The sequence below is a fragment of the Tenacibaculum profundi genome, assembly GCF_057162725.1.
Window position 1 is genome coordinate 1,589,806 of the sequence record NZ_CM169894.1, and the last position, 20,849, is coordinate 1,610,654.

Consider the following 20,849-nt stretch of genomic DNA (forward strand, 5'->3'; position numbering starts at 1 on the left):
TAATTCTGCTATATGCAATCAATTCATATAATTTTATTAATACTTGGATATTTTGGCGTACTAATCGGAATTTCCTTTTTTACTGGAAAGTCTGCAAATAATTCAACTTTTTTTAAAGCTAACAATTCATCACCGTGGTATTTAGTAGCTTTTGGAATGATTGGTGCGTCGCTCTCTGGAGTTACCTTTATTTCAGTTCCTGGTTGGGTCGAAGGACAACAAATGAGCTACATGCAGATGGTTTTTGGCTATGTTATTGGTTATACCGTTATTGGTCTCATTCTTCTTCCTCTTTATTATCGTTTAAACCTAACCTCTATATACACTTATTTAGGAGATCGCTTTGGTACATTTTCTTATAAAACTGGTGCTTCTTTTTTCCTACTATCAAGAGTAATTGGAGCTTCTTTTCGGTTGTTTCTAGTTGCAAATGTGTTACAATTGATTTTGTTTGACACCTATGAAATTCCTTTTTGGATTACCGTGATCATTACCATTTTGTTGATATGGCTTTATACTTTTAAAGGAGGTATAAAAACCATTGTATGGACAGATACTTTGCAAACACTATTCATGTTAATTTCTGTAGGAGTTTGTATTGCAATGATTTCAAGAGAGTTACAAATAGATGATTTATTCGCATATGTATCCGAAAACAAACTATCTAAAATATTCTTTTTTGACGACATTAAAGCTGGTAATTACTTTTGGAAACAATTCTTTTCAGGTGCTTTTATAGCTATTGTTATGACAGGATTAGATCAAGATATGATGCAAAAAAACCTGACTTGTCGAAACTTAAAAGATGCTCAGAAAAATATGTTTTGGTTCACCATAGTTCTTGTCATCGTGAATTTCTTTTTCCTTTCTTTAGGTGTTTTACTGACCGACTATGCGCAAGCCATCAAAATAGATGCTCACAAAGATCAATTGTTCCCGCTTGTGGCCATGAGTGGTAAACTTGGTGTTACAACGTCTTTATTTTTTCTACTAGGTCTTATTGCTGCCGCCTATTCAAGTGCTGATAGTGCGTTAACCTCATTAACGACCTCTTTCAGTATCGATATTTTAGAAATTGATAAAAAAGAGGACGAGAAAGAACAAATAAGAATTCGAAAAAGAATTCATATCATCTTTTCTTTTATTCTAGCTGCTACCATTCTTATTTTTAAATACTTTATTGCAGATGAAAGCGTAATTGCTAAAATATTTCAGTTTGCTGGCTACACCTACGGTCCTTTACTAGGACTATATGCTTTCGGTTTATTTACTAAGTTAAAAATTAAAGATAATTTAGTTCCTTTCATTTGCTTGATTTCTCCATTTCTCACCTATCTTATTAGTGATTATAGTAAAATATATTTAAATTTTGATTTTGGCTTTTTTATTTTAATTCTCAATGGAACACTAACATTTTTAGGTTTATTAAGTATTCAAAAACAGTATTCAAATGAGTAAAAAAGGAAAAGAAAAAAATACTGCAAACAAAGCAAAACATAGTAGGTTAATGAAACAAAAAGCAAATAAGCTAAAATCAGAAAAGCTACAAAGAAAAGAAAGACTCAAAGCCATTATAAAAAAAGCTAACGAACCAAACAATACTATAAATGACAACTGAACAACTAATATCTAAATTTGATTTAACTGAACATCCAGAAGGAGGCTATTTTAGAGAGACCTACAGAAGTGAAGGAATAATTGAAAACAAAAATTTACCTAATAAATTCCAAGGAAACAGGAACTTCAGCACCTCAATTTATTTCTTATTGACTTCTGAAAAATTTTCTGCTTTTCATAAAATAAACCAAGATGAAATATGGCACTTTTACAGAGGGAGTTCATTAAAACTGCATATGATTTCTCCCCAAGGAGCCTATTCGTTCATTATAATAGGTAATAATATAGAAGCTAATGAAACACCGCAGTTTGTTGTTCCTGCTGGTTATTGGTTTGCTGCAGAAGTAATCAATAGCGACTCCTATTCATTTACTGGTTGTACTGTTGCCCCTGGATTCGATTTTAATGATTTCATTTTGCCGAAAAGAAAAGAACTGATTGAATTATTCCCAAAGCACAAGGATATTATTACTAGACTTACACATCATTAAAAAATAAAATAAGCCTTTAAAAATAGAGACTCATTTTATTTTTAGATAGGTACACTAAATTACTTTACAACAAACACAACGTTTATCAAAGCATTTAAATCAGTGGGTTGTCCTATGATTGTATAAGTCAACACACCATTTCCATCAATAGACATGGTTCCTGTGTCAAATACACTTGAATCAGCAAGAGTTACGTAGTAATATAAATCTGTTGCTGCATAGGTAGGTATTGCGTTTGGAGCTCCTGTACTTCTAGCAACTGGAGAAGCAAATTGAGCCGTATATTCATTGTATAAGTCCAACGCAAAGGTTCCATTCGTACTAGCATCTATGGCAATTGATGGTGGATAAAAGACTCGAGCAGCTCTCGAAGTAATAGGAGCAATTGCTTGTACCACTTCTTCTATTGTTGATTCACTGCCTGCTCCGGGATCACCTGTAACATTATCCATATCTACTGGAGTGATAACACTAACTTCTGAAGCATTCTGATCATCTGCATTTACTTGCCAACCTGTACTCGTATATCTATACAACTTCTGATCGGTTGTATTATATAAAATTGATCCTATACTAACCCCTGTTGTTGAATTCATTTCACTCATAGTAGCAGTGGGTAAAACCGTTAGAGCCCTAGCGTCTATTTGAGCAAAGGACATATGTAAACCTAGCAATAAAATTGCAAACAATAATTTTAATCTCATAATTTTATTTAAAACATAAAACACTGTAAAACAGAATATAAAATTACATTTTTTCTTTTTTTAAACAAAAAAAAGTATATTTTTAAAACTTAATTTTTGAATTTTGTCTATTAAATGAAAAAAAAACACCTTCTTTCCCTTTCATTGTTTCTTTTACAATTCACATTCGCTCAAACTGGACCTGGTGGGGTTGGGCTTAGAAATGGCACATCTTCACTAGATATTTGGCTTAGAGGAAACGACATAAATGCAGACAACGATTTAACCAATAATCCACCAAACGGTAGTAGCGTATCGACTTGGGCGGACTTTAGTGGAAACTCAAATCATTTCACACAATCAGGAAACAATAGACCTACATTTAGTGATATCGGTGCATTTGATGCTGTAAATTTTAATGCTAGCCTAAGTACAGCACAATTTATGAATAGTTCTTTATCAGGCATTTTCAGAAATGCAAGCGTATTTTTTGTAGTTAATACTGTAAATGATGGAAATGCAAATTCTTTATTTGACCACTCATCAGCATCTTTAAGAGTCGAACAACACTTTAATAGAAACCGAATAGGATTTACGAGGTATGGAATTGCAGATTATGTTACTAATATACCTAGTCCTTTTGGTATAAACGCTATTATTTCTTTCCATAAATCCTCAACATCTTCAAATTTAGAAGTTCGCTCTAACAATAACTCACATACGATCAATATCGGCTCTGCCACAACAGGGATTCCAGTAGCTCGAATTGGACGAAATTCTAATGGCACAGATGAAGCAAGTGGTAATTTCTACGAAATCATTTTTTTTAATTCACAAATAAATACTGCTCAAAAAATTATTATTGAAAATTACTTATCTGCAAAATATGGAAGTATTGGCATTTCAATGGATATTTATAATGAAGATGAACCAGGGGCTGGTAATTATGATCATGAAGTTGCTGGAATTGGAAGAATAAACTCATCAAATCAACATAATGACTCTCAAGGAACTGGGATTGTTAGAATCTTAAATCCAACGAATCTAGATGATAATGAATTTCTTTTTTGGGGACACGATAATCAGCCACTTCAAATGAATACAAATATAGATACTCCTAGCTCAATTAAAAATAGACTCACTAGAGTATGGAGAGTAAGTGAGTCAAATACTTCAGGGGGAGACGTAGATGTTGGAAATATTGAAATGAGATTTGACTTAACCGGATTATCAAATATTTCTACCAATAATTTACGCCTTTTAATAGACACTAATAATAATGGAAACTTTAATGATGATCCACCAATTTCTGGTGCAGTTAATTTGGGAAATAATATTTATGCATTTAACAATATTTCCTCAATATCTAATAATACACGATTTACTTTAGGATTGGCTTTAATCACTATTATAACAAATAAAAGAATTACACATAGGGTGATAAATTAAAACGCCTTCATATTTTAATAAAGAAACTTCCCCTTTTATGATTGCTTCGAAGAAGTATATTAAAATCGAATAAAATGAATACAACAAAATATTTAATTCTTTTTTTAACATTTTTTTCTCCATCCTTAATTGCTCAGACTGGGCCTGGTGGTATTGGAAATAACATTGGAAACTCTAATTTGGTTTTATGGTTAGACGCCAATAACGTAAACTTAACTAATGGAACAACCACAAATAATTGGAATGATGCTTCTGGCTATGGACATAATTTTAATACTGGTAATGGTGCTGTCTTTAATACAAACTCAGTTAACAACTACCCTTCTTTTAGCTTTAACAATTCGAGTAATTATTTTGAACTTGCCTATCAAAGTCGTTTAAGTCCCAACTCTTTTACTATTTTTTCGGTTGTAAGAGTAGCAAGTTCTGGAACTTACAAAGCTGTTCTTTCAAATAGAGACGACCCTTCAGGAACAGCGACAAGAGGGTTTATACTGTATTCTCGACCAAATACTAATAATTGGTCTTTCTGGACAGGAAGAGATACTTTTCCTTGGCAAACTGTCGAAGGAAATATTAATACCGCTGGAAATTGGTCTTCACAAATGCTTAGATATAATGGAAATACAAGTGAAAAAAACTTATCGATTAACAATAACAATTATACTACGTCCTCCCAAACAATGACTATAAACAACTCGCGCCCTTTTAGAATTGGTGCAGGGCGAAATGAATCAAATACTCCCAACTATTACTTTAATGGGAATATTGCTGAAATCATAATGTTTGACCAACTAATAAATGATGCACAAATTATAATTATTCAAAACTATTTAGCTGCTAAATACGATTTCATTTTATCACAAAACGACCTCTATAACGAAGACAATACAGGCAACGGAAACTATGACCATGATGTTGCTGGTATAGGAAGAGTAAATTCCTCAAATCTACACAACGATTCTCAAGGAACTGGAATCATAAGGGTATTAAATCCAACAAACTTAGATGACAATGAATTTTTTATTTGGGGGCATGACAACGGAGCCTTACAAATGAATACTGGGTTAAATGCTCCAAGCATTATAAAAAACAGACTCTTAAGAACGTGGAGGGTTAGTGAAACAAATACTTCTGGTGGCCCCATAGATGTAGGAAATATCGATATGAGATTCGACTTAACCGGAATAACAGCTGTTTCTAATGAAAACCTCCGTCTTATAGTAGATACGGATAATGATGGTAATTTTAATGATGAAATACCTATTTCAGGAGCTGTAAACCTGGGAAGTAATATATACAGTTTTAATGGAGTTTCTTCAATATCTAATAACAAAAGATTTACTTTAGGTCTTGCCTTAACTACAATTATTACCAATAGAAAAATTACACACCGGATAGATAATTAAAAAACAACCGATTTTGGTCGGTTGTTTATTTATCTATAGAACCTAAAACTCGTTGCATAAAGTTATTAAGAGCTTCCTTCTTAGATGTTCCATCCTTGATCATTTTTGAAACCTCAACAGCCCCATACATATTTGATATTAACTCACCAATTACATCTAGCTCTTCATCTTTTAAAGAAGGAACTTCTGTTAAGGCTTCAAGTGTATCAATAGCTTCAAGAACATAATCTTGATCATTCTCTTCAATAAAAGAGGTTAAATGTTTAATTACAGGTAATTTCATCTTTTAACTTAAATTACTTCATTTACGAAATCTTTTAAAACATCGAATTTATTAGTTTGAACTTGATTCACTAGCTCTCCACCTATAAAAGTTGCAAAAGTTGGTAAATTATCAACGTTAGCCAACTTTCTGCTTTCGGGAAATTTCTCTGCATCTGCAACTACAAAAGCCACACCTTCATTTTCTGAAGAAAGTTTTTTGAATTTTGGTTTCATTATTCTGCAATTTCCACACCATCCTGCAGAAAATTGAACCACTACTTTTTCATTATCAGAAACAATCTGATCCAAATTGTCTTGATTTAATTCTTGTACCATAATTTTATTATTATTTTTTATTAGAGTAGAACTCTTTACAAATACTTGGAAAAGCACCTGCTAGAAAAGAAAGTTCGTGCCAACAGTTTGTTTAGCCAACACGAACTATTTTTTTTAATTTACAGCTAAGTATTCTGCTGTAGATTTTGCGTTAGGTTGCATCGCTTGCTTTCCTTCTTCCCAATTTGCTGGACATACCTCTCCTTTTTCTTGAACATGAGTATATGCATCAATTAAGCGTAAATATTCGTTTACGTTTCTACCAATTGGCATATGATTAACTCCCTCATGAACAACAGTTCCTTCTTCATCTATAATATAAGTAGCTCTGTAAGTAACATTATCTCCTTCTACTTGCACTGTTCCAGTTTCTTCATCATAAGTTTCTTTAGCTATATCTAAAATCCCTAGAATAGAAGATAAATTACGATTACTATCTGCTAATAACGGATATGTTACACCTTCGATCCCTCCATTATCCTTAGACTGATTCAACCATGCAAAGTGTACCTCAGGAGTATCACAAGAGGCTCCAATTACAATGGTATTCCTTTTTTCAAATTCTGGTAAAGCAGCTTGAAAAGCATGTAGTTCTGTTGGACACACGAAAGTAAAATCTTTTGGATACCAAAATAACACAACTTTTTTCTTATTCTTTACAGCCTCTTCTAAAACATTTAATTTGAACGTGTCTCCCATCTCGTTCATTGCATCAACGTTTAAATTTGGAAATTTTTTACCTACTAATGTTGCCATCTATTTATTTTTTTTAAATTAATATTAATACAATTTGTCTAACAGTTCACAAATTTATTCTGTTTATTAGTTCTAGCTATGTAAAATCAAAAATATTTTCCTATTGCACTATAGAATTTATTGATAAAATAACATGTATTTAATTGTTATTTTTTATGAAATTTATTAAGTCACTGTTTAACAATTATTTAAATTTAAAAACCAAAACTAATTCCAAGTACGAAAAAATATAAAGCTATTTACTTTAAATAATTCTAACCTTATTAAATATTACATATAAATGGAAAATTCTACTTCGCATTCAGTTAATGGAAAAGGAAAATGTCCCTTTTCACTTGGACCATTTAATCATGGAGCTGGTCATGGAACATCGAATAGAGACTGGTGGCCGAACCAATTGAAACTAAATATTTTAAGACAGCATAGCTATTTATCAAGCCCTATGGACATTGATTTCAATTATGCCAAAGAATTTCAAAAGCTAAATCTAAAAGAACTTGCTAAAGATATTGATTTATTAATGACCAACTCTCAAAGTTGGTGGCCAGCCGATTATGGTCATTATGGGCCTTTTTTTATAAGGATGGCATGGCATAGTGCTGGTACCTATAGAATTCATGATGGAAGGGGAGGTGCAAGCTCTGGAACACTTCGATTCGCTCCTTTAAATAGTTGGCCTGACAACGGTAATCTTGATAAAGCAAGAAGACTACTGTGGCCGATAAAACAGAAATATGGTAGAAAGCTCTCTTGGGCAGACTTAATGATTTATACTGGTAATAGGGCACTTGAAACTATGGGATTTAAAACGTTTGGATTTGCCGGAGGTCGAGAAGATATTTGGGAACCTGAAGAGGATATTTACTGGGGAAAAGAAACAAAATGGCTTGATGATCAAAGATATACTGGAAACAGAGAGCTTGAAAACCCACTTGGAGCAGTTCAAATGGGGTTAATTTATGTAAACCCTGAAGGGCCTAATGGAAAACCCGACCCAATTGCCTCGGGAAAGGATATACGGGAGACCTTTGGAAGAATGGCTATGAACGATGAAGAAACCGTTGCACTGGTAGCTGGAGGGCACACGTTTGGAAAAGCCCACGGAGCAGCTGATCCAGATAAGTATGTTGGTAGAGAGCCAGAGGGTGCACCTATTGAAGAACTTGGCCTAGGTTGGCAAAATAACTTCGGTACTGGTAAAGGTAATGATACAATAACAAGCGGTATTGAAGGCGCTTGGACTCCAAACCCCGTTCAATGGGATAATGATTACTTTAATGTTTTATTTGGTTATGAATGGGAGTTAACGAAAAGTCCTGCGGGAGCTTATCAATGGAAACCAGCTAAAAACTCTAAAGCCCCAAAAGCGCCGCAAGCTCATAATGCATCTGAAAGTCAAGACCTCATGATGACAACTGCAGATATGGCATTAAAATTCGATCCAATATATGCTCCTATTTCTAGAATGTTTTATGAAAATCCTAATAAATTCGCTGATGCATTTGCTAAAGCTTGGTTTAAATTAACACATAGAGACCTTGGTCCAAAACCTTTTTATCTAGGTTCTGAAGTACCAGCCGAAGATTTAATCTGGCAAGACCCAATACCTAGGATTGATTTCAAATTAATTAACAACAAAGACATTGAAACACTTAAAACTCAAATTCTAGAGAGTGACCTATCTATCTCTGAGCTAGTATCAACTGCATGGGCCAGCGCTTCTACTTTTAGAGGTTCTGATAAAAGAGGTGGGGCTAATGGAGCTCGAATTCGATTAACTCCACAGAAATATTGGGAAGTAAATAATCCCCCTCAATTATCTAAAGTCCTCAATACTTTAGAAAAAATTCAACAAAAGTTTAACGAAAAACAATCAGAAGGCAAGAAAGTTTCAATTGCTGACTTAATTGTTCTTGCTGGATCCATTGCAATCGAGAAGGCTGCAAAAAATGCGGGACACACTATTTCTATTTCATTTAAACCTGGAAGAAATGATGCCCTTCAGAAACAAACAGATATTGAATCAATAGCTGTTTTAGAACCATCTGCAGATGGTTTCAGAAATTACAAAAAATTAAACCGCAATATTTCTGCTGAAGAATTATTAATAGATAAAGCACAACAATTAAAATTAACCATACCAGAAATGACTGCTTTAATTGGGGGAATGCGTGTTTTGAATACAAACTTTGATCAATCAAAACATGGTGTATTTACAGAACTAAATGAATTTTTAACTAATGATTTTTTTAAAAATCTTTTAGATCCTAATATTGACTGGAAACCAATTACAGATGATCGCGATATTTTTGAAGGAAAAGACATTGAATCAGGCTCTATAAAATGGACTGCTACTAGAGTGGATTTAATTTTTGGATCAAATTCAGAGCTACGTGCCATATCAGAAGTATATGGATCAAATGATGGTGAAGAACAATTTCTTGACAACTTTTCTAAAGCATGGGAAAAAGTAATGAATTTAGATCGTTTTGATTTATAATATTTTTTATTAAAAAAGTTAGAGGTTATGTAACCTCTAACTTTTTTTATTTACTAGCGAATAATTTGACATCATTTTCTGACACAGATTTCTCTCCAAGAATAATCAATCTTTCAATTACATTTCTTAGCTCTCGAATATTACCTGTCCAATCATACTCTTTCAGTAACTTTATAGCATCTTCTGAAAATTCTTTTACAGGAACTCCTTGTTCTTTACTTATTTTGTCAGCAAAAAATTTAATTAACAAAGGTATATCAGTTCGACGATCGTTTAAGGCAGGCACTTTAATCAAAATCACGGCCAATCTGTGGTAAAGATCTTCTCTAAAATTCCCCTCTGATATTTCTTTTTTAAGATCTTTATTGGTAGCTGCTACCACTCTAACATTAACTTTTATATCTTTATCTGATCCTACTCTCGATATCTTATTTTCTTGAAGTGCACGCAATACCTTTGCTTGAGCAGAAAGGCTCATATCACCAATTTCATCTAGAAATATTGTTCCTCCATTGGCTGCTTCAAACCTTCCTGCTCTATCCTTATTAGCTCCTGTAAAACTTCCTTTTACATGACCAAACAATTCACTTTCTATTAACTCAGATGGAATTGCAGCACAATTTACCTCTATCAAGGGAGCTTTTGATCTATTCGATTTCTCATGTAACCAATGAGCTACGAGTTCTTTTCCTGACCCATTGGGTCCTGTAATTAAAACCCTAGCATCCGTAGCTGCAACTTTTTCTATTATTTCTTTAATATGAGTTATCTCATTACTTTCACCGATCATTTCATAACTCTTACTTACCTTTTTCTTCAACCGCTTATTTTCTACTACTAACTCTTTTTTGTCAAGGGCATTTCTAACCGTATTTAATAGTCTATTTAAATCGGGAGGTTTCGAAATATAATCAAAAGCTCCTAGCCTCATTGTATTTACAGCTGTATCCAAATCACCATGCCCAGAAATCATAACTATAGGTATTTCTGGTTTTATTTTTTTTACTTTTTCCAAAACCTCTACACCATCTAGCTTTGGCATTTTAATATCGCATAATATCAAATCATAATCCTTACTTTTTATCTTTTCTATTCCTTGTAAACCGTCCTCTGCTTCCTCAACATTATAGCTATCATTTTCTTCCGATATAATTTTTTTTAAAACCCTCCTAATGGCAGATTCATCCTCTATTATTAGAATTTTACTCATATTATAATCAATATATTTTTAATTTATGTATTTAAATTGAAACATCTAAATTATTTAATCATAGTCCATGCCAAAATCAAAAATTAGACAAACTCTTTTTATATAAGTTAACCTTCAAAAGATTAACTTATTTTTTTATAAAAATACACAAGTATTTGTTTAATTTGGAAATTCCGTGAATTATCTAATTATAAACTTTTTATTATTTTATTTCAAGCCTATTAATAAAGTAGCTTTCAGTTAAATTAAGTTATTTTTTAATTTATAACACGTATATCTCTTTGTGGAAAAGGTATTGAAATCTTGTGTTCTTTAAAAAGTTTATTAATTTTAAAACGTATCTCACTTTTTGGAATTACAGCTTGAAAACTATCATTAATAGAAAATACAAGCCTAAACAGCAAAGCACTATCCCCAAAATCTTCAAAAATGACAGAAGGCTCTGGCTTTTTAAGTACTTTTGGGTGCTCAATAGCTGCTTGTAATAAAAGTTTCTTCACTAAACTTACATCACTTTCATATGCCACCCCTATAGTAATACTCTCTCTCGTTATGGTTCCATTTTGCGTCCAATTAAAAAGACTATTAGTTAAGTATTTATGATTCGGTATAATAAGAACTCTATTATCAATCGTAACCGCTCTTGTCGTTCTTAATTTTATCTCCTCTACTCTGCCTACCTTTCCATCTAATTCAATGACATCACCTACATGAACACTTTGATCAATAATAATGAAAATTCCAGATATAATATCCTGGAAAAATGTTTGTAAAGCCAAACCAACACCAATTAACAATGCCGCAGATGCTGCAAATATTGCTGTTACATTTACTCCTGAAGAACTTAATGTTATCAAAAAAATAATGATATACATTAACCAACTTGCAAAAGAAAAAACTGTATCGAACTTATTTACATCATCACTCTGTAATCTTTTTGTTACTATTTTTTTAAAAAAATTGAATAATATTGAAGCAATTATTAAAACAATTATTAAAATTAATATTGCTCTAATGTTTATACTAATGTCATTACTAATGTTAAAAGTATAATCCAGTATTTTATTGAGTTTCTCCACGACAAAATTATTTAAGCATCAAAAATAAAGCAGTTCTATGAAAAACAGAACTGCTTTATATATTTATTTATATTTCGGAGTTAAAATTATCCGCTATACCGAATCCATTTCCATAAATCTTTATACGAAGGTTTCTTTCCGTAAGATAAGATACCTACCCTATATATTTTAGCAGCTAACCAAACAACAAATAAAAAAGTTAGCACTAGTAATAACATGGACAATACGATTTCCCACCAAGCTACACCAAAAGGTACACGCATTAACATAACAATTGGTGAAGTTAAAGGTATATAAGAAAATATTATTGAAATTGGTCCATGCGGATTCTCTATTACTGTAGCGAAACCAACATATACTGCTAAAATTAATGGAAGCATAATTGGCATCATAAATTGCTGCGTATCCGTTTCATTATCAACTGCTGCTCCAACTGCCGCAAACAACGAACTATACAAAGCATATCCTCCTAAGAAATAGAATATGAATAATAAAAATAACTTTAATAGAGGTAACCTAAAAAATTCTTGAAGGATTATTTCTCCCTTACCTACAGTAGCTTCTGTCATCACTTTTATTTGCTCGGGTGATACTTTAGTCGATTGCATTTCTATAAAATTCATTCCAAACACAACAGAAAGAACCGTACTCAATATCAAAAACAGTATTCCCCAAATGATAAATTGAAGTAATCCTGCCGAAGCATTTCCTATGATTTTTCCCATCATCAACTGAAAAGGTTTTACAGAAGAAACAATTACCTCGATAATCCTACTTGTTTTTTCCTCAATAACACTTCTCATTACAGAGGTTCCATAAATCATTACAAACATCATTAAAAGATACCCTGCAACTGCCCCTATTCCTATTTTAAGTCCATTCTTTAGCTTTGATGATTTCTCTCCTGAAAAGTCAAACATTTTGATATCCGAAGAAATTCTAGATGCCTTAATTTTTTCAAGATCAATTCCAAATTTCGTTAATTTTTCATTTCTAATTTTACGTTCTATTTTTCCTTCTAGTGAAGAGATAATAGTCATACTTGGTGTGTCTTTTGAAAAAAACTCAACGGAATTAGCTAATACTTCCAAACTATCTAATTTTGGAATGTGTAATACTCCGTAAAAATCACCATTCTTCACCTTTTCTTTAGAATCGCTCAAACCTAACTTAGTAAAGTCTTGGTATTTTATGGTTTCTGTATTGATAAAAACATTCTCTTTAAAAAGACCTGACTCATCTACAAAAACAATTTTTTTTACTTTTTCATCATTCTTTTTCATTAAAAAGAATATTAAAAAGCCCATACCTATCATAATTAAGGGACTTAAAAAAGTCATGACAATAAAAGATCTATTTCGCACTTTAGCGATAAACTCGCGTTTAATTATTAATCTTAATTTTTTCATTTAACTAGCTATTTTTGTTTACGGCCTCAATAAATATGTCGTTGGCACTTGGAATTAATTCTACAAAATGATGTACCTCTCCTCTATTAATTAAAAATGATAGTAGATCATTAGGAGAATCTCCTTTCTTAAGTTTTACATTTAGCTTTAACCCTTCATTTACAGTAGTAAAATCAGCAGGACTTACTTTGAATTTTTCTCTTAATAAGCTTTCCAATTCAACGGAGCTATTTGTGTTAACCCCTACTTGAAATGTATTTGTTCTAAATTGTTTTTTTATATCAACTAGCTTACCATCAAGCACTTTATTTGATTTATTAATTAATGCTATATGATCACACATTTCCTCTACGCTCTCCATTCTATGCGTTGAAAAAATAATGGTGGCGCCTTCATCTCTTAATTGCAAAATCTCTTTTGCTATTATTTGGGCATTAATCGGATCAAAACCTGAAAAAGGTTCGTCAAATATCAATAGTTTTGGACGATGCAAAACAGTAACAATAAATTGCACTTTTTGTGCCATTCCTTTAGATAGTTCTTCTATTTTCTTTCCCCACCAAGCTCCAATATCAAATTTATCAAACCAATATTTTAATCTACTCTTAGCTTCAGACTTAGACAACCCCTTTAACTGTGCCAAATATAAAGCTTGTTCCCCGACCTTCATACTTTTATACAGGCCTCTTTCCTCTGGTAAATAACCTATTTTCTCAACGTGATGTGGAGCTAGAGGTTCTCCGTCTAGTATAACTGAACCACTATCTGGCATTGTTATTTGGTTTATGATCCTAATTAAAGAAGTTTTCCCTGCACCATTTGGTCCCAATAACCCAAAAACACTCCCCCTAGGGATATTAATGGAAATATTATTTAATGCAGTATAACCATCATAATACTTAAATAAATTACTAATTTCTAAAAAATTACTCATCAACTTATATATTTTTACCTAAAACTCAAAATAGCTATTAAGCCATTTAATAGGTAGTCTTTTTATTCGAAATGTTACAATATCGACAAAATTTAAAAATGTTAGACAGCAATTTTATGTATCCATTTTCCAGGAGTCCTTTTTAAGTTTTAAAAATAGCTATCTACTAAATTCAACCATCATTTATAATTTTTATTATTTAAAATACTATGCGTGCATAATTTTTTTCAATATACTATGCGTGCATAGTATATTTTTTATATCTTTGAATTTGTATGAATAAAAACAAATCGATAGATCATCAATTAAGGGCAACTTGGCAAGCAGTTGCTAAGATGTATAATGAGCAAGCCGCGAAACATAATACCACTATGGCTACCGCCTTTGCTTTACTTAATATTGATTTTACTGAAGGAACTCCCTCGACTTCTTTAGGCCCTTTAATGGGAATGGAACCAACAAGTCTTTCTAGACTACTTAAAACAATGGAAGACAAAGGCTTGGTGTGCAGAATAAAAAACCCTAACGATGGTAGAAGCGTGATTATTAAGCTTACTGATTTTGGTAAGGAAATGCGTAAAGTTTCTAAAGGGCATGTATATCAATTTAATAATAAAGTACGAGAATTTATAACAGAAAAAGAACTGGACAGTTTTTTCAAAGTAACAAAAACTATAAACAAACTCATAACAGAAAAGTTAGTGTATAATAATGTAAATAACGAAGCTGTATAAAATGACAAACCAAATGACAAAAAGAATTAAGAAAGTTGCAATTATTGGGTCTGGAATTATGGGATCTGGAATTGCTTGTCATTTTGCCAATATTGGCGTAGAAGTTTTATTACTCGATATAGTACCGAGAGAACTAAACGACAAAGAAAAGGCAAAAGGATTAACTCTAGAAGACAAAATAGTTAGAAATCGAATTGTAAACGATGCTTTATCTACTTCCTTAAAATCAAAGCCATCTCCTATATACAGTAAAAAATTTGCTGACCGTATAGTAACGGGTAACCTAGAAGATGATCTCCATAAAATCAAAGATGTTGATTGGATTATGGAAGTCGTTGTAGAAAGGTTAGATATTAAACAAAGTGTATTTGAAAAAGTTGAAAAATATCGTACACCTGGCACTATTGTCTCAACGAATACTTCGGGAATACCTATTAAATTTATGAACGAAGGAAGAAGTGAAGATTTTCGCAAACATTTTGCTGTAACCCACTTCTTTAACCCTCCTAGGTATTTGAAGCTATTTGAGGTTGTACCTGGACCAGATTGTAAACAAGAAGTAGTAGATTTCTTGATGGATTATGGTTCTAAATTTTTAGGCAAAACATCTGTTCTTGCGAAAGATACACCTGCCTTCATAGGAAATAGAATTGGAATTTTCGGAATTCAATCTTTATTTCATCAAGTAAAAGAACTCGGGTTAACAATTGAAGAAGTAGATAAATTGACAGGCCCAGTTATTGGCCGTCCAAAATCCGCTACTTTTAGAACTGTTGATGTTGTTGGGTTAGACACTCTGGTTCATGTAGCAAATGGCATTCATGAAAATTGTCCTGAAGATGAAGCCCATGATCTTTTTAAACTTCCTGAGTTTATAAAAATCATGATGAAAAATAAATGGTTGGGGAGTAAAACTAAACAAGGTTTTTATAAAAAATCAGTTAACGCAGAAGGTAAAAAAGAAATTTTATCTCTTGACTTAGAAACGATGGAATATCGTTCGAAAAAAAGAGCCAAATTTGCGACTTTAGAATTGACAAAAAATATTGACAAGCCTATAGATCGTTTCAAGGTTTTAGTTGGAGGTAAAGATAAGGCAGGTGAATTCTATCGTAAAAATTTTGCAGCAATGTTTGCTTATGTGCAAAATAGAATTCCAGAAATTTCGGATGAATTATACCGTATTGATGACGCTATGAAAGCAGGATTTGGATGGGAAAATGGACCTTTCGAAATTTGGGATGCTGTAGGAGTTGAAAAAGGTATTGAGCTAATGAAAGCTGAAGGAAAAGAGCCTGCTTCTTGGGTATCTGACATGGTTAGTAAAGGAGAAACTTCTTTTTATTCAGTTAAAAACGGTGCTACATACTATTATGATGTCACCAAAAAAGAACAAGTAAAAAAACCTGGTCAAGATTCATTCATTATCCTTGATAACATTAGAAAGACTAAAGAAGTTTTCAAAAATTCTGGTGTTGTAATAGAAGATTTAGGTAATGGAATTTTAAACTGTGAATTCCAATCCAAAATGAATACTATTGGTGCTGATGTTTTAGCTGGATTAAATAAAGCTATTGATTTAGCTGAAAAAGATTTTCAAGGACTCGTTGTAGGTAATCAAGATGCTAATTTCTCTGTTGGAGCAAATATTGGAATGATTTTCATGATGGCTGTAGAGCAAGAATACGATGAATTAAATATGGCTATCAAGTATTTCCAAGATACCATGATGCGTATGCGTTATTCTTCTATTCCTACTATTGCAGCTCCACACGGTATGACATTAGGAGGGGGTTGTGAGTTATCCCTTCATGCTGATAAAGTAGTAGCTGCTGCTGAAACTTATATCGGACTTGTTGAATTTGGTGTTGGTGTTATTCCTGGTGGAGGTGGATCAAAAGAAATGGCTTTAAGAGCTCAAGATTTATTCCATCAAGGTGATGTTCAGTTGAACGTGTTACAAGAGCACTTCTTAACTATAGGAATGGCAAAGGTAGCTACCTCTGCTTATGAAGCATATGATTTTAATTTACTTCAAAAAGGAAAGGATGTTGTTGTAGTTAACAAAGACCGACAAATTGCTGAAGCAAAGAAGCACGCGTTATTATTAGCCGAATCAGGATATACACAACCTGTAAAGCGAAAAGATGTTTTAGTACTTGGAAAACAAGCTCTTGGAATGTTCCTTGTGGGTACAGACTCAATGAATGCCTCAAAATACATTTCTGAGCACGATCAAAAAATTGCCAATAAACTAGCCTATGTAATGGCTGGAGGAGATTTATCAGAACCTGCGAAAGTTTCTGAACAATACTTATTAGATCTCGAAAGAGAAGCTTTCTTAAGTTTAACTACAGAGCGTAAAACGTTAGAGCGCATTCAACACATGTTAAAAACAGGTAAACCATTAAGAAACTAAGAAAATGAAAACAGCATATATAGTAAAAGGATATAGAACCGCAGTAGGTAAGTCGAAAAAAGGTGTATTTAGATTTAAAAGAGCTGATGAGTTGGCTGCTGAAACCATCAAATACATGATGGATAAATTACCTGATTTTGATGTTAAACGAATTGATGATGTTATTGTTGGAAACGCTATGCCTGAAGGCTCTCAAGGATTAAATATGGCCCGAATCATTTCTTTAATTGGCCTAGATTCTGTTGACGTGCCTGGTGTAACTGTTAATCGATTTTGTTCTTCTGGTTTAGAAACCATAAGTATGGCTGTAGCAAAAATACAATCTGGTATGGCTGACTGTATTATTGCTGGAGGTACAGAAAGTATGAGCTCTGTTCCTATGACAGGTTTTAAGCCTGAATTAAATTACGACATTGTTAATTCAGGACATGAAGATTATTATTGGGGAATGGGTAATACAGCTGAAGCTGTAGCTCAAAAATATAATGTATCGCGAGAAGATCAAGATAAATTTGCATACGAATCTCATGTTAAAGCTCTAAAAGCGCTAGAAGAAAATCGATTCCAAGACCAAATAGTTCCTATCAAAGTTAACGAAACTTATATCGATAACAATGGAAAAAAAGCTACAAGAGATTATACAGTTACTAAAGACGAAGGGCCTCGTAAAGGAACAAATGTCGAAGCATTAGGAAGATTACGTCCGGTTTTTGCTGCAAACGGCTCAGTAACAGCAGGAAACTCTTCTCAAACTAGTGATGGTGCTGCATTCGTTATGGTTATGAGTGAAGAGATGGTCAAAGAGTTAAATATTGAACCAGAAGCACGTATGGTTAGCTATGCAGCCGCTGGAGTACCCCCGAGAATTATGGGAATAGGGCCTGTTGCTGCTATCCCTAAAGCATTAAAGCAAGCAGGACTTAAAAAGGAAGATATTGAATTAATAGAACTAAATGAAGCCTTTGCCTCTCAATCTTTAGCAGTAATAAGAGAATTGGATTTAAATGCAGAACTTATTAATGTTAATGGAGGTGCAATCGCATTAGGTCACCCTTTAGGATGTACAGGAGGTAAGCTTTCGGTACAACTACTTGACGAAATGCGTAAACGTAACATGAATAATAAATATGGAATGGTAACTATGTGTGTTGGTACTGGACAAGGTGCCGCAGGGATTTTCGAATTCTTAACATAATAGTAATGATAAATGAGTGTTATTTTCAGCACGGTACTTTTAATTTAATTAATAAAAAATAGTAACAGAGATACACATTAGCATATGATTAACATAACAAATTCATGTTTTATTGATTCGTTAGTTATCTGCTAAGTACTCATTACGAGAAAAAAGCATAAAAAATTATGTCAGAAATAAAAACAGATATACTACGAGGAGGAGAATTCCTAGTAAAAGAAACCAAATGTGAAGATGTATTTACCCCTGAAGATTTCTCGGAAGAGCAAACCATGATGAGGGATGCAGTAAAAGAATTTAATGATAGAGAAATTATACCTCATAAAAATCGTTTTGAAGCTAAAGATTATGCTTTAACTGAAGAAACAATGCGCAAAGCAGGTGAGTTAGGTTTCTTAGGGGTAGCAGTTCCAGAATCTTACGGTGGACTTGGTATGGGATTTGTTTCTACTATGTTAACTTGTGATTATATTTCAAGTGGAACAGGTTCTTTTAGTACTGCTTTTGGTGCTCATACAGGAATTGGTACAATGCCTATTACTCTTTACGGTACGGAGGAACAAAAGCAAAAATATGTTCCTGCATTAGCCGCTGGTGAAAAATTTGGAGCGTACTGTTTAACTGAGCCAGGAGCAGGTTCTGATGCCAATTCTGGAAAAACTACCGCTGAACTTACCGAAGATGGTAAGCACTACAAAATCAATGGTCAAAAAATGTGGATATCAAATGCAGGATTTGCAGAGATTTTCATTGTTTTTGCTCGCATAGAGAATGATAAGAATATTACTGGATTTATCCTTGAATACGATAAAGACAACCCTAATGGCGTAACTATGGGTGAAGAAGAACATAAGCTTGGTATTAGAGCCTCTTCTACTCGTCAGGTATTTTTTAATGATACACTAATTCCAGTTGAAAACATGTTATCAGAACGTGGTGGTGGATTTAAAATTGCCATGAACGCACTAAATGTTGGTCGAATTAAACTGGCGGCTGCATGTATAGATTCACAAAGAAGAATAACAAGTGATGCAGTAAATTACGCTAACGAACGTAAACAGTTTAAAACATCGATTTCTGAATTTGGTGCGATTAAATCAAAATTAGCAGAAATGGCAACTAGCGCCTATGTTGGTGAATCAGCATCTTATAGAGCTGCAAAAGATATTGAAGATAGAATTGCAATCAGAGAGTCTGAAGGAAATTCTCATCAAGAAGCTGAATTGAAAGGTGTCGAAGAGTATGCTATTGAGTGTTCTATCTTGAAAGTAGCAGTTTCTGAGGATGTCCAAAATTGTTCAGATGAAGGTATTCAAATCTATGGTGGAATGGGATTCTCTGAAGAGACTCCAATGGAAGCTGCCTGGAGAGACTCTAGAATTGCAAGAATCTATGAAGGTACTAACGAAATCAATAGAATGCTTTCAGTAGGTATGTTAGTAAAAAAAGCCATGAAAGGACACGTAGATCTTCTTAATCCTGCAATGAAAGTTGCTGATGAATTAATGGGAATTCCTTCATTCGATACTCCTGATTATTCTGAATTGTTTGCTGAAGAAAAGGAAATCGTATCAAAACTTAAAAAAGTATTTTTAATGGTTGCTGGTTCTGCAATCCAAAAGTTTGGACCAGATCTAGAAAAAAATCAGCAACTATTAATGTGTGCTTCTAATATACTTATTGAAATATATATGGCCGAGTCAGGAATTTTGAGAACAGAAAAAAATGCAAAGCGTTTTGGAGAAGAATCTCAAAAAGAACAGATTGCCATGGCTCAATTATATTTATATAACGCTGTAGATATCATAAATAAAAACGCCAAAGAAGGGATTGTTTCATTTGCTGAAGGAGACGAACAACGTATGATGCTAATGGGCTTAAAACGCTTTACAAAATATACGAATTATCCTAATGTAGTTGAATTACGTAATGTAATTGCAGAAAAACTGAAAGCAGAAAATAAATATTGCTTCTAAAATATTAGTTCAGAGATGAACTATAAAATCTTCTTCAACTTTTTATAGGTTTTAGAATTTAGTTGTTTGTTTAAAAGACCGTTATTACTTAACGGTCTTTTATTATTTAATAACCTTACATTGTTAAAACAATTTTCTACTCCGAACTGTTTTCAATTTTATCGATATTTCTTATATTTTCAACAATTCTATAAAACATTTACCCCTCTAGTTTCAAGGAAGAGTACACAACACTAGTCTCCACAATAACTCCAGTATTTATAATAATTTGCTTGAATTACAGCTACCTATTGATAGCTCTATGAATAAATAGTATTGCCCTCCTAATTAGGTCATAGTATTTTTTAACCTAATTAAATACAGCTATCCAGCACCATACTAACATAAT

General features: G+C 32.9%; 18 protein-coding genes. 10 read left to right on the forward strand and 8 right to left on the reverse strand.

The genetic code is table 11. The features are described from left to right. Window positions 1-12 precede the first annotated feature (12 nt). From AC2GW8_RS06460 to AC2GW8_RS06470, 3 genes are read left to right on the forward strand one after another with little or no spacing between them, the layout of a single operon-like run. Window positions 13-1,458: a sodium:solute symporter gene (locus tag AC2GW8_RS06460; RefSeq protein ID WP_440881949.1), complete on the forward strand. Its 1,446-nt coding sequence runs from the start codon at window positions 13-15 to the stop codon at window positions 1,456-1,458. Continuing rightward, window positions 1,451-1,618, forward strand: coding sequence for a hypothetical protein (locus AC2GW8_RS06465; protein ID WP_440881950.1), 168 nt, complete (start codon window positions 1,451-1,453; stop codon window positions 1,616-1,618). Before AC2GW8_RS06460 ends, AC2GW8_RS06465 begins: the two co-directional genes overlap by 8 nt. Continuing rightward, complete coding sequence (locus AC2GW8_RS06470; protein ID WP_440881951.1) at window positions 1,608-2,108, forward strand: cupin domain-containing protein; 501 nt, start codon at window positions 1,608-1,610, stop codon at window positions 2,106-2,108. Before AC2GW8_RS06465 ends, AC2GW8_RS06470 begins: the two co-directional genes overlap by 11 nt. A 59-nt stretch (window positions 2,109-2,167) precedes the next feature. Here AC2GW8_RS06470 and AC2GW8_RS06475 read toward each other — a convergent pair whose 3' ends face one another. After that, complete coding sequence (locus AC2GW8_RS06475) at window positions 2,168-2,812, reverse strand: hypothetical protein (RefSeq protein ID WP_440881952.1); 645 nt, start codon at window positions 2,810-2,812, stop codon at window positions 2,168-2,170. A 114-nt stretch (window positions 2,813-2,926) separates the two neighbouring features. Here AC2GW8_RS06475 and AC2GW8_RS06480 point away from each other — a divergent pair, with 114 nt between their 5' ends. Together AC2GW8_RS06480 and AC2GW8_RS06485 are read left to right on the forward strand one after the other, a co-directional pair. Further along, window positions 2,927-4,240 carry a DUF8202 domain-containing protein gene (locus AC2GW8_RS06480; RefSeq protein WP_440881953.1) on the forward strand — a complete coding sequence of 438 codons (1,314 nt, stop codon included), beginning with the start codon at window positions 2,927-2,929 and terminating at the stop codon, window positions 4,238-4,240. 74 nt (window positions 4,241-4,314) lie between these two features. Next, a complete protein-coding gene (locus AC2GW8_RS06485) occupies window positions 4,315-5,649 on the forward strand; it encodes a DUF8202 domain-containing protein (protein WP_440881954.1) in 1,335 nt (444 codons plus the stop codon). Between the two features lie 25 nt (window positions 5,650-5,674). Here AC2GW8_RS06485 and AC2GW8_RS06490 read toward each other — a convergent pair whose 3' ends face one another. The 3 genes from AC2GW8_RS06490 to AC2GW8_RS06500 form a co-directional block, all read right to left on the reverse strand. Next, window positions 5,675-5,932, reverse strand: a complete 258-nt coding sequence (locus AC2GW8_RS06490; protein WP_440881955.1) for a DUF6952 family protein — start codon at window positions 5,930-5,932, stop codon at window positions 5,675-5,677. Between the two features lie 8 nt (window positions 5,933-5,940). Then, window positions 5,941-6,249, reverse strand: coding sequence for a thioredoxin family protein (locus AC2GW8_RS06495; protein ID WP_440881956.1), 309 nt, complete (start codon window positions 6,247-6,249; stop codon window positions 5,941-5,943). A 114-nt stretch (window positions 6,250-6,363) separates the two neighbouring features. Continuing rightward, on the reverse strand, window positions 6,364-7,005 hold the full coding sequence (locus tag AC2GW8_RS06500) for a peroxiredoxin (protein WP_440881957.1): 642 nt from the start codon (window positions 7,003-7,005) through the stop codon (window positions 6,364-6,366). A gap of 280 nt (window positions 7,006-7,285) precedes the next feature. On the opposite strand from AC2GW8_RS06500, the gene katG reads away from it, so the two are divergent. Beyond that, window positions 7,286-9,505, forward strand: a complete 2,220-nt coding sequence (gene katG / locus AC2GW8_RS06505; RefSeq protein ID WP_440881958.1) for a catalase/peroxidase HPI — start codon at window positions 7,286-7,288, stop codon at window positions 9,503-9,505. Window positions 9,506-9,551: 46 nt separating this feature from the next. Here the strand turns inward: katG and AC2GW8_RS06510 are convergent, their stop codons facing one another. The 4 genes from AC2GW8_RS06510 to AC2GW8_RS06525 all read right to left on the reverse strand — a co-directional run bounded on the left by AC2GW8_RS06510 (window position 9,552) and on the right by AC2GW8_RS06525 (window position 14,137). Continuing rightward, window positions 9,552-10,715, reverse strand: a complete 1,164-nt coding sequence (locus AC2GW8_RS06510) for a sigma-54-dependent transcriptional regulator (protein WP_440881959.1) — start codon at window positions 10,713-10,715, stop codon at window positions 9,552-9,554. A gap of 257 nt (window positions 10,716-10,972) precedes the next feature. Next, entirely contained in the window at window positions 10,973-11,794 is an 822-nt protein-coding gene (locus AC2GW8_RS06515; protein ID WP_440881960.1) for a mechanosensitive ion channel family protein, read from the reverse strand. An 86-nt stretch (window positions 11,795-11,880) separates the two neighbouring features. Further along, the gene (locus AC2GW8_RS06520; RefSeq protein WP_440881961.1) at window positions 11,881-13,203 is read right to left on the reverse strand and encodes an ABC transporter permease; all 1,323 of its coding nucleotides are present in this window, start codon (window positions 13,201-13,203) and stop codon (window positions 11,881-11,883) included. A gap of 4 nt (window positions 13,204-13,207) precedes the next feature. Next, entirely contained in the window at window positions 13,208-14,137 is a 930-nt protein-coding gene (locus tag AC2GW8_RS06525) for an ABC transporter ATP-binding protein (protein ID WP_440881962.1), read from the reverse strand. Window positions 14,138-14,412: 275 nt separating this feature from the next. Between AC2GW8_RS06525 and AC2GW8_RS06530 the strand changes: the two genes are divergently transcribed. From AC2GW8_RS06530 to AC2GW8_RS06545, 4 genes are all read left to right on the forward strand, one after another. Then, entirely contained in the window at window positions 14,413-14,871 is a 459-nt protein-coding gene (locus AC2GW8_RS06530; RefSeq protein ID WP_440881963.1) for a MarR family winged helix-turn-helix transcriptional regulator, read from the forward strand. 13 nt (window positions 14,872-14,884) lie between these two features. Continuing rightward, entirely contained in the window at window positions 14,885-17,290 is a 2,406-nt protein-coding gene (locus tag AC2GW8_RS06535; protein ID WP_440881964.1) for a 3-hydroxyacyl-CoA dehydrogenase/enoyl-CoA hydratase family protein, read from the forward strand. Between the two features lie 4 nt (window positions 17,291-17,294). Next, window positions 17,295-18,485, forward strand: coding sequence for an acetyl-CoA C-acyltransferase (locus tag AC2GW8_RS06540; RefSeq protein ID WP_440881965.1), 1,191 nt, complete (start codon window positions 17,295-17,297; stop codon window positions 18,483-18,485). 167 nt (window positions 18,486-18,652) lie between these two features. Then, window positions 18,653-20,461: an acyl-CoA dehydrogenase FadE gene (locus AC2GW8_RS06545; protein WP_440881966.1), complete on the forward strand. Its 1,809-nt coding sequence runs from the start codon at window positions 18,653-18,655 to the stop codon at window positions 20,459-20,461. Window positions 20,462-20,849: the final 388 nt, after the last annotated feature.

Excerpts from the sequence above, each read along its gene's own strand:
- AC2GW8_RS06460 (WP_440881949.1), top strand. The coding sequence starts at position 13 with ATGCAATCAATTCATATAATTTTATTAATACTTGGATATTTTGGCGTA.
- AC2GW8_RS06465 (WP_440881950.1), top strand. The coding sequence starts at position 1,451 with ATGAGTAAAAAAGGAAAAGAAAAAAATACTGCAAACAAAGCAAAACAT.
- AC2GW8_RS06470 (WP_440881951.1), top strand. The coding sequence starts at position 1,608 with ATGACAACTGAACAACTAATATCTAAATTTGATTTAACTGAACATCCA.
- AC2GW8_RS06475 (WP_440881952.1), bottom strand. The coding sequence starts at position 2,812 with ATGAGATTAAAATTATTGTTTGCAATTTTATTGCTAGGTTTACATATG.
- AC2GW8_RS06480 (WP_440881953.1), top strand. The coding sequence starts at position 2,927 with ATGAAAAAAAAACACCTTCTTTCCCTTTCATTGTTTCTTTTACAATTC.
- AC2GW8_RS06485 (WP_440881954.1), top strand. The coding sequence starts at position 4,315 with ATGAATACAACAAAATATTTAATTCTTTTTTTAACATTTTTTTCTCCA.
- AC2GW8_RS06490 (WP_440881955.1), bottom strand. The coding sequence starts at position 5,932 with ATGAAATTACCTGTAATTAAACATTTAACCTCTTTTATTGAAGAGAAT.
- AC2GW8_RS06495 (WP_440881956.1), bottom strand. The coding sequence starts at position 6,249 with ATGGTACAAGAATTAAATCAAGACAATTTGGATCAGATTGTTTCTGAT.
- AC2GW8_RS06500 (WP_440881957.1), bottom strand. The coding sequence starts at position 7,005 with ATGGCAACATTAGTAGGTAAAAAATTTCCAAATTTAAACGTTGATGCA.
- katG (WP_440881958.1), top strand. The coding sequence starts at position 7,286 with ATGGAAAATTCTACTTCGCATTCAGTTAATGGAAAAGGAAAATGTCCC.
- AC2GW8_RS06510 (WP_440881959.1), bottom strand. The coding sequence starts at position 10,715 with ATGAGTAAAATTCTAATAATAGAGGATGAATCTGCCATTAGGAGGGTT.
- AC2GW8_RS06520 (WP_440881961.1), bottom strand. The coding sequence starts at position 13,203 with ATGAAAAAATTAAGATTAATAATTAAACGCGAGTTTATCGCTAAAGTG.
- AC2GW8_RS06525 (WP_440881962.1), bottom strand. The coding sequence starts at position 14,137 with ATGAGTAATTTTTTAGAAATTAGTAATTTATTTAAGTATTATGATGGT.
- AC2GW8_RS06530 (WP_440881963.1), top strand. The coding sequence starts at position 14,413 with ATGAATAAAAACAAATCGATAGATCATCAATTAAGGGCAACTTGGCAA.
- AC2GW8_RS06535 (WP_440881964.1), top strand. The coding sequence starts at position 14,885 with ATGACAAAAAGAATTAAGAAAGTTGCAATTATTGGGTCTGGAATTATG.
- AC2GW8_RS06540 (WP_440881965.1), top strand. The coding sequence starts at position 17,295 with ATGAAAACAGCATATATAGTAAAAGGATATAGAACCGCAGTAGGTAAG.
- AC2GW8_RS06545 (WP_440881966.1), top strand. The coding sequence starts at position 18,653 with ATGTCAGAAATAAAAACAGATATACTACGAGGAGGAGAATTCCTAGTA.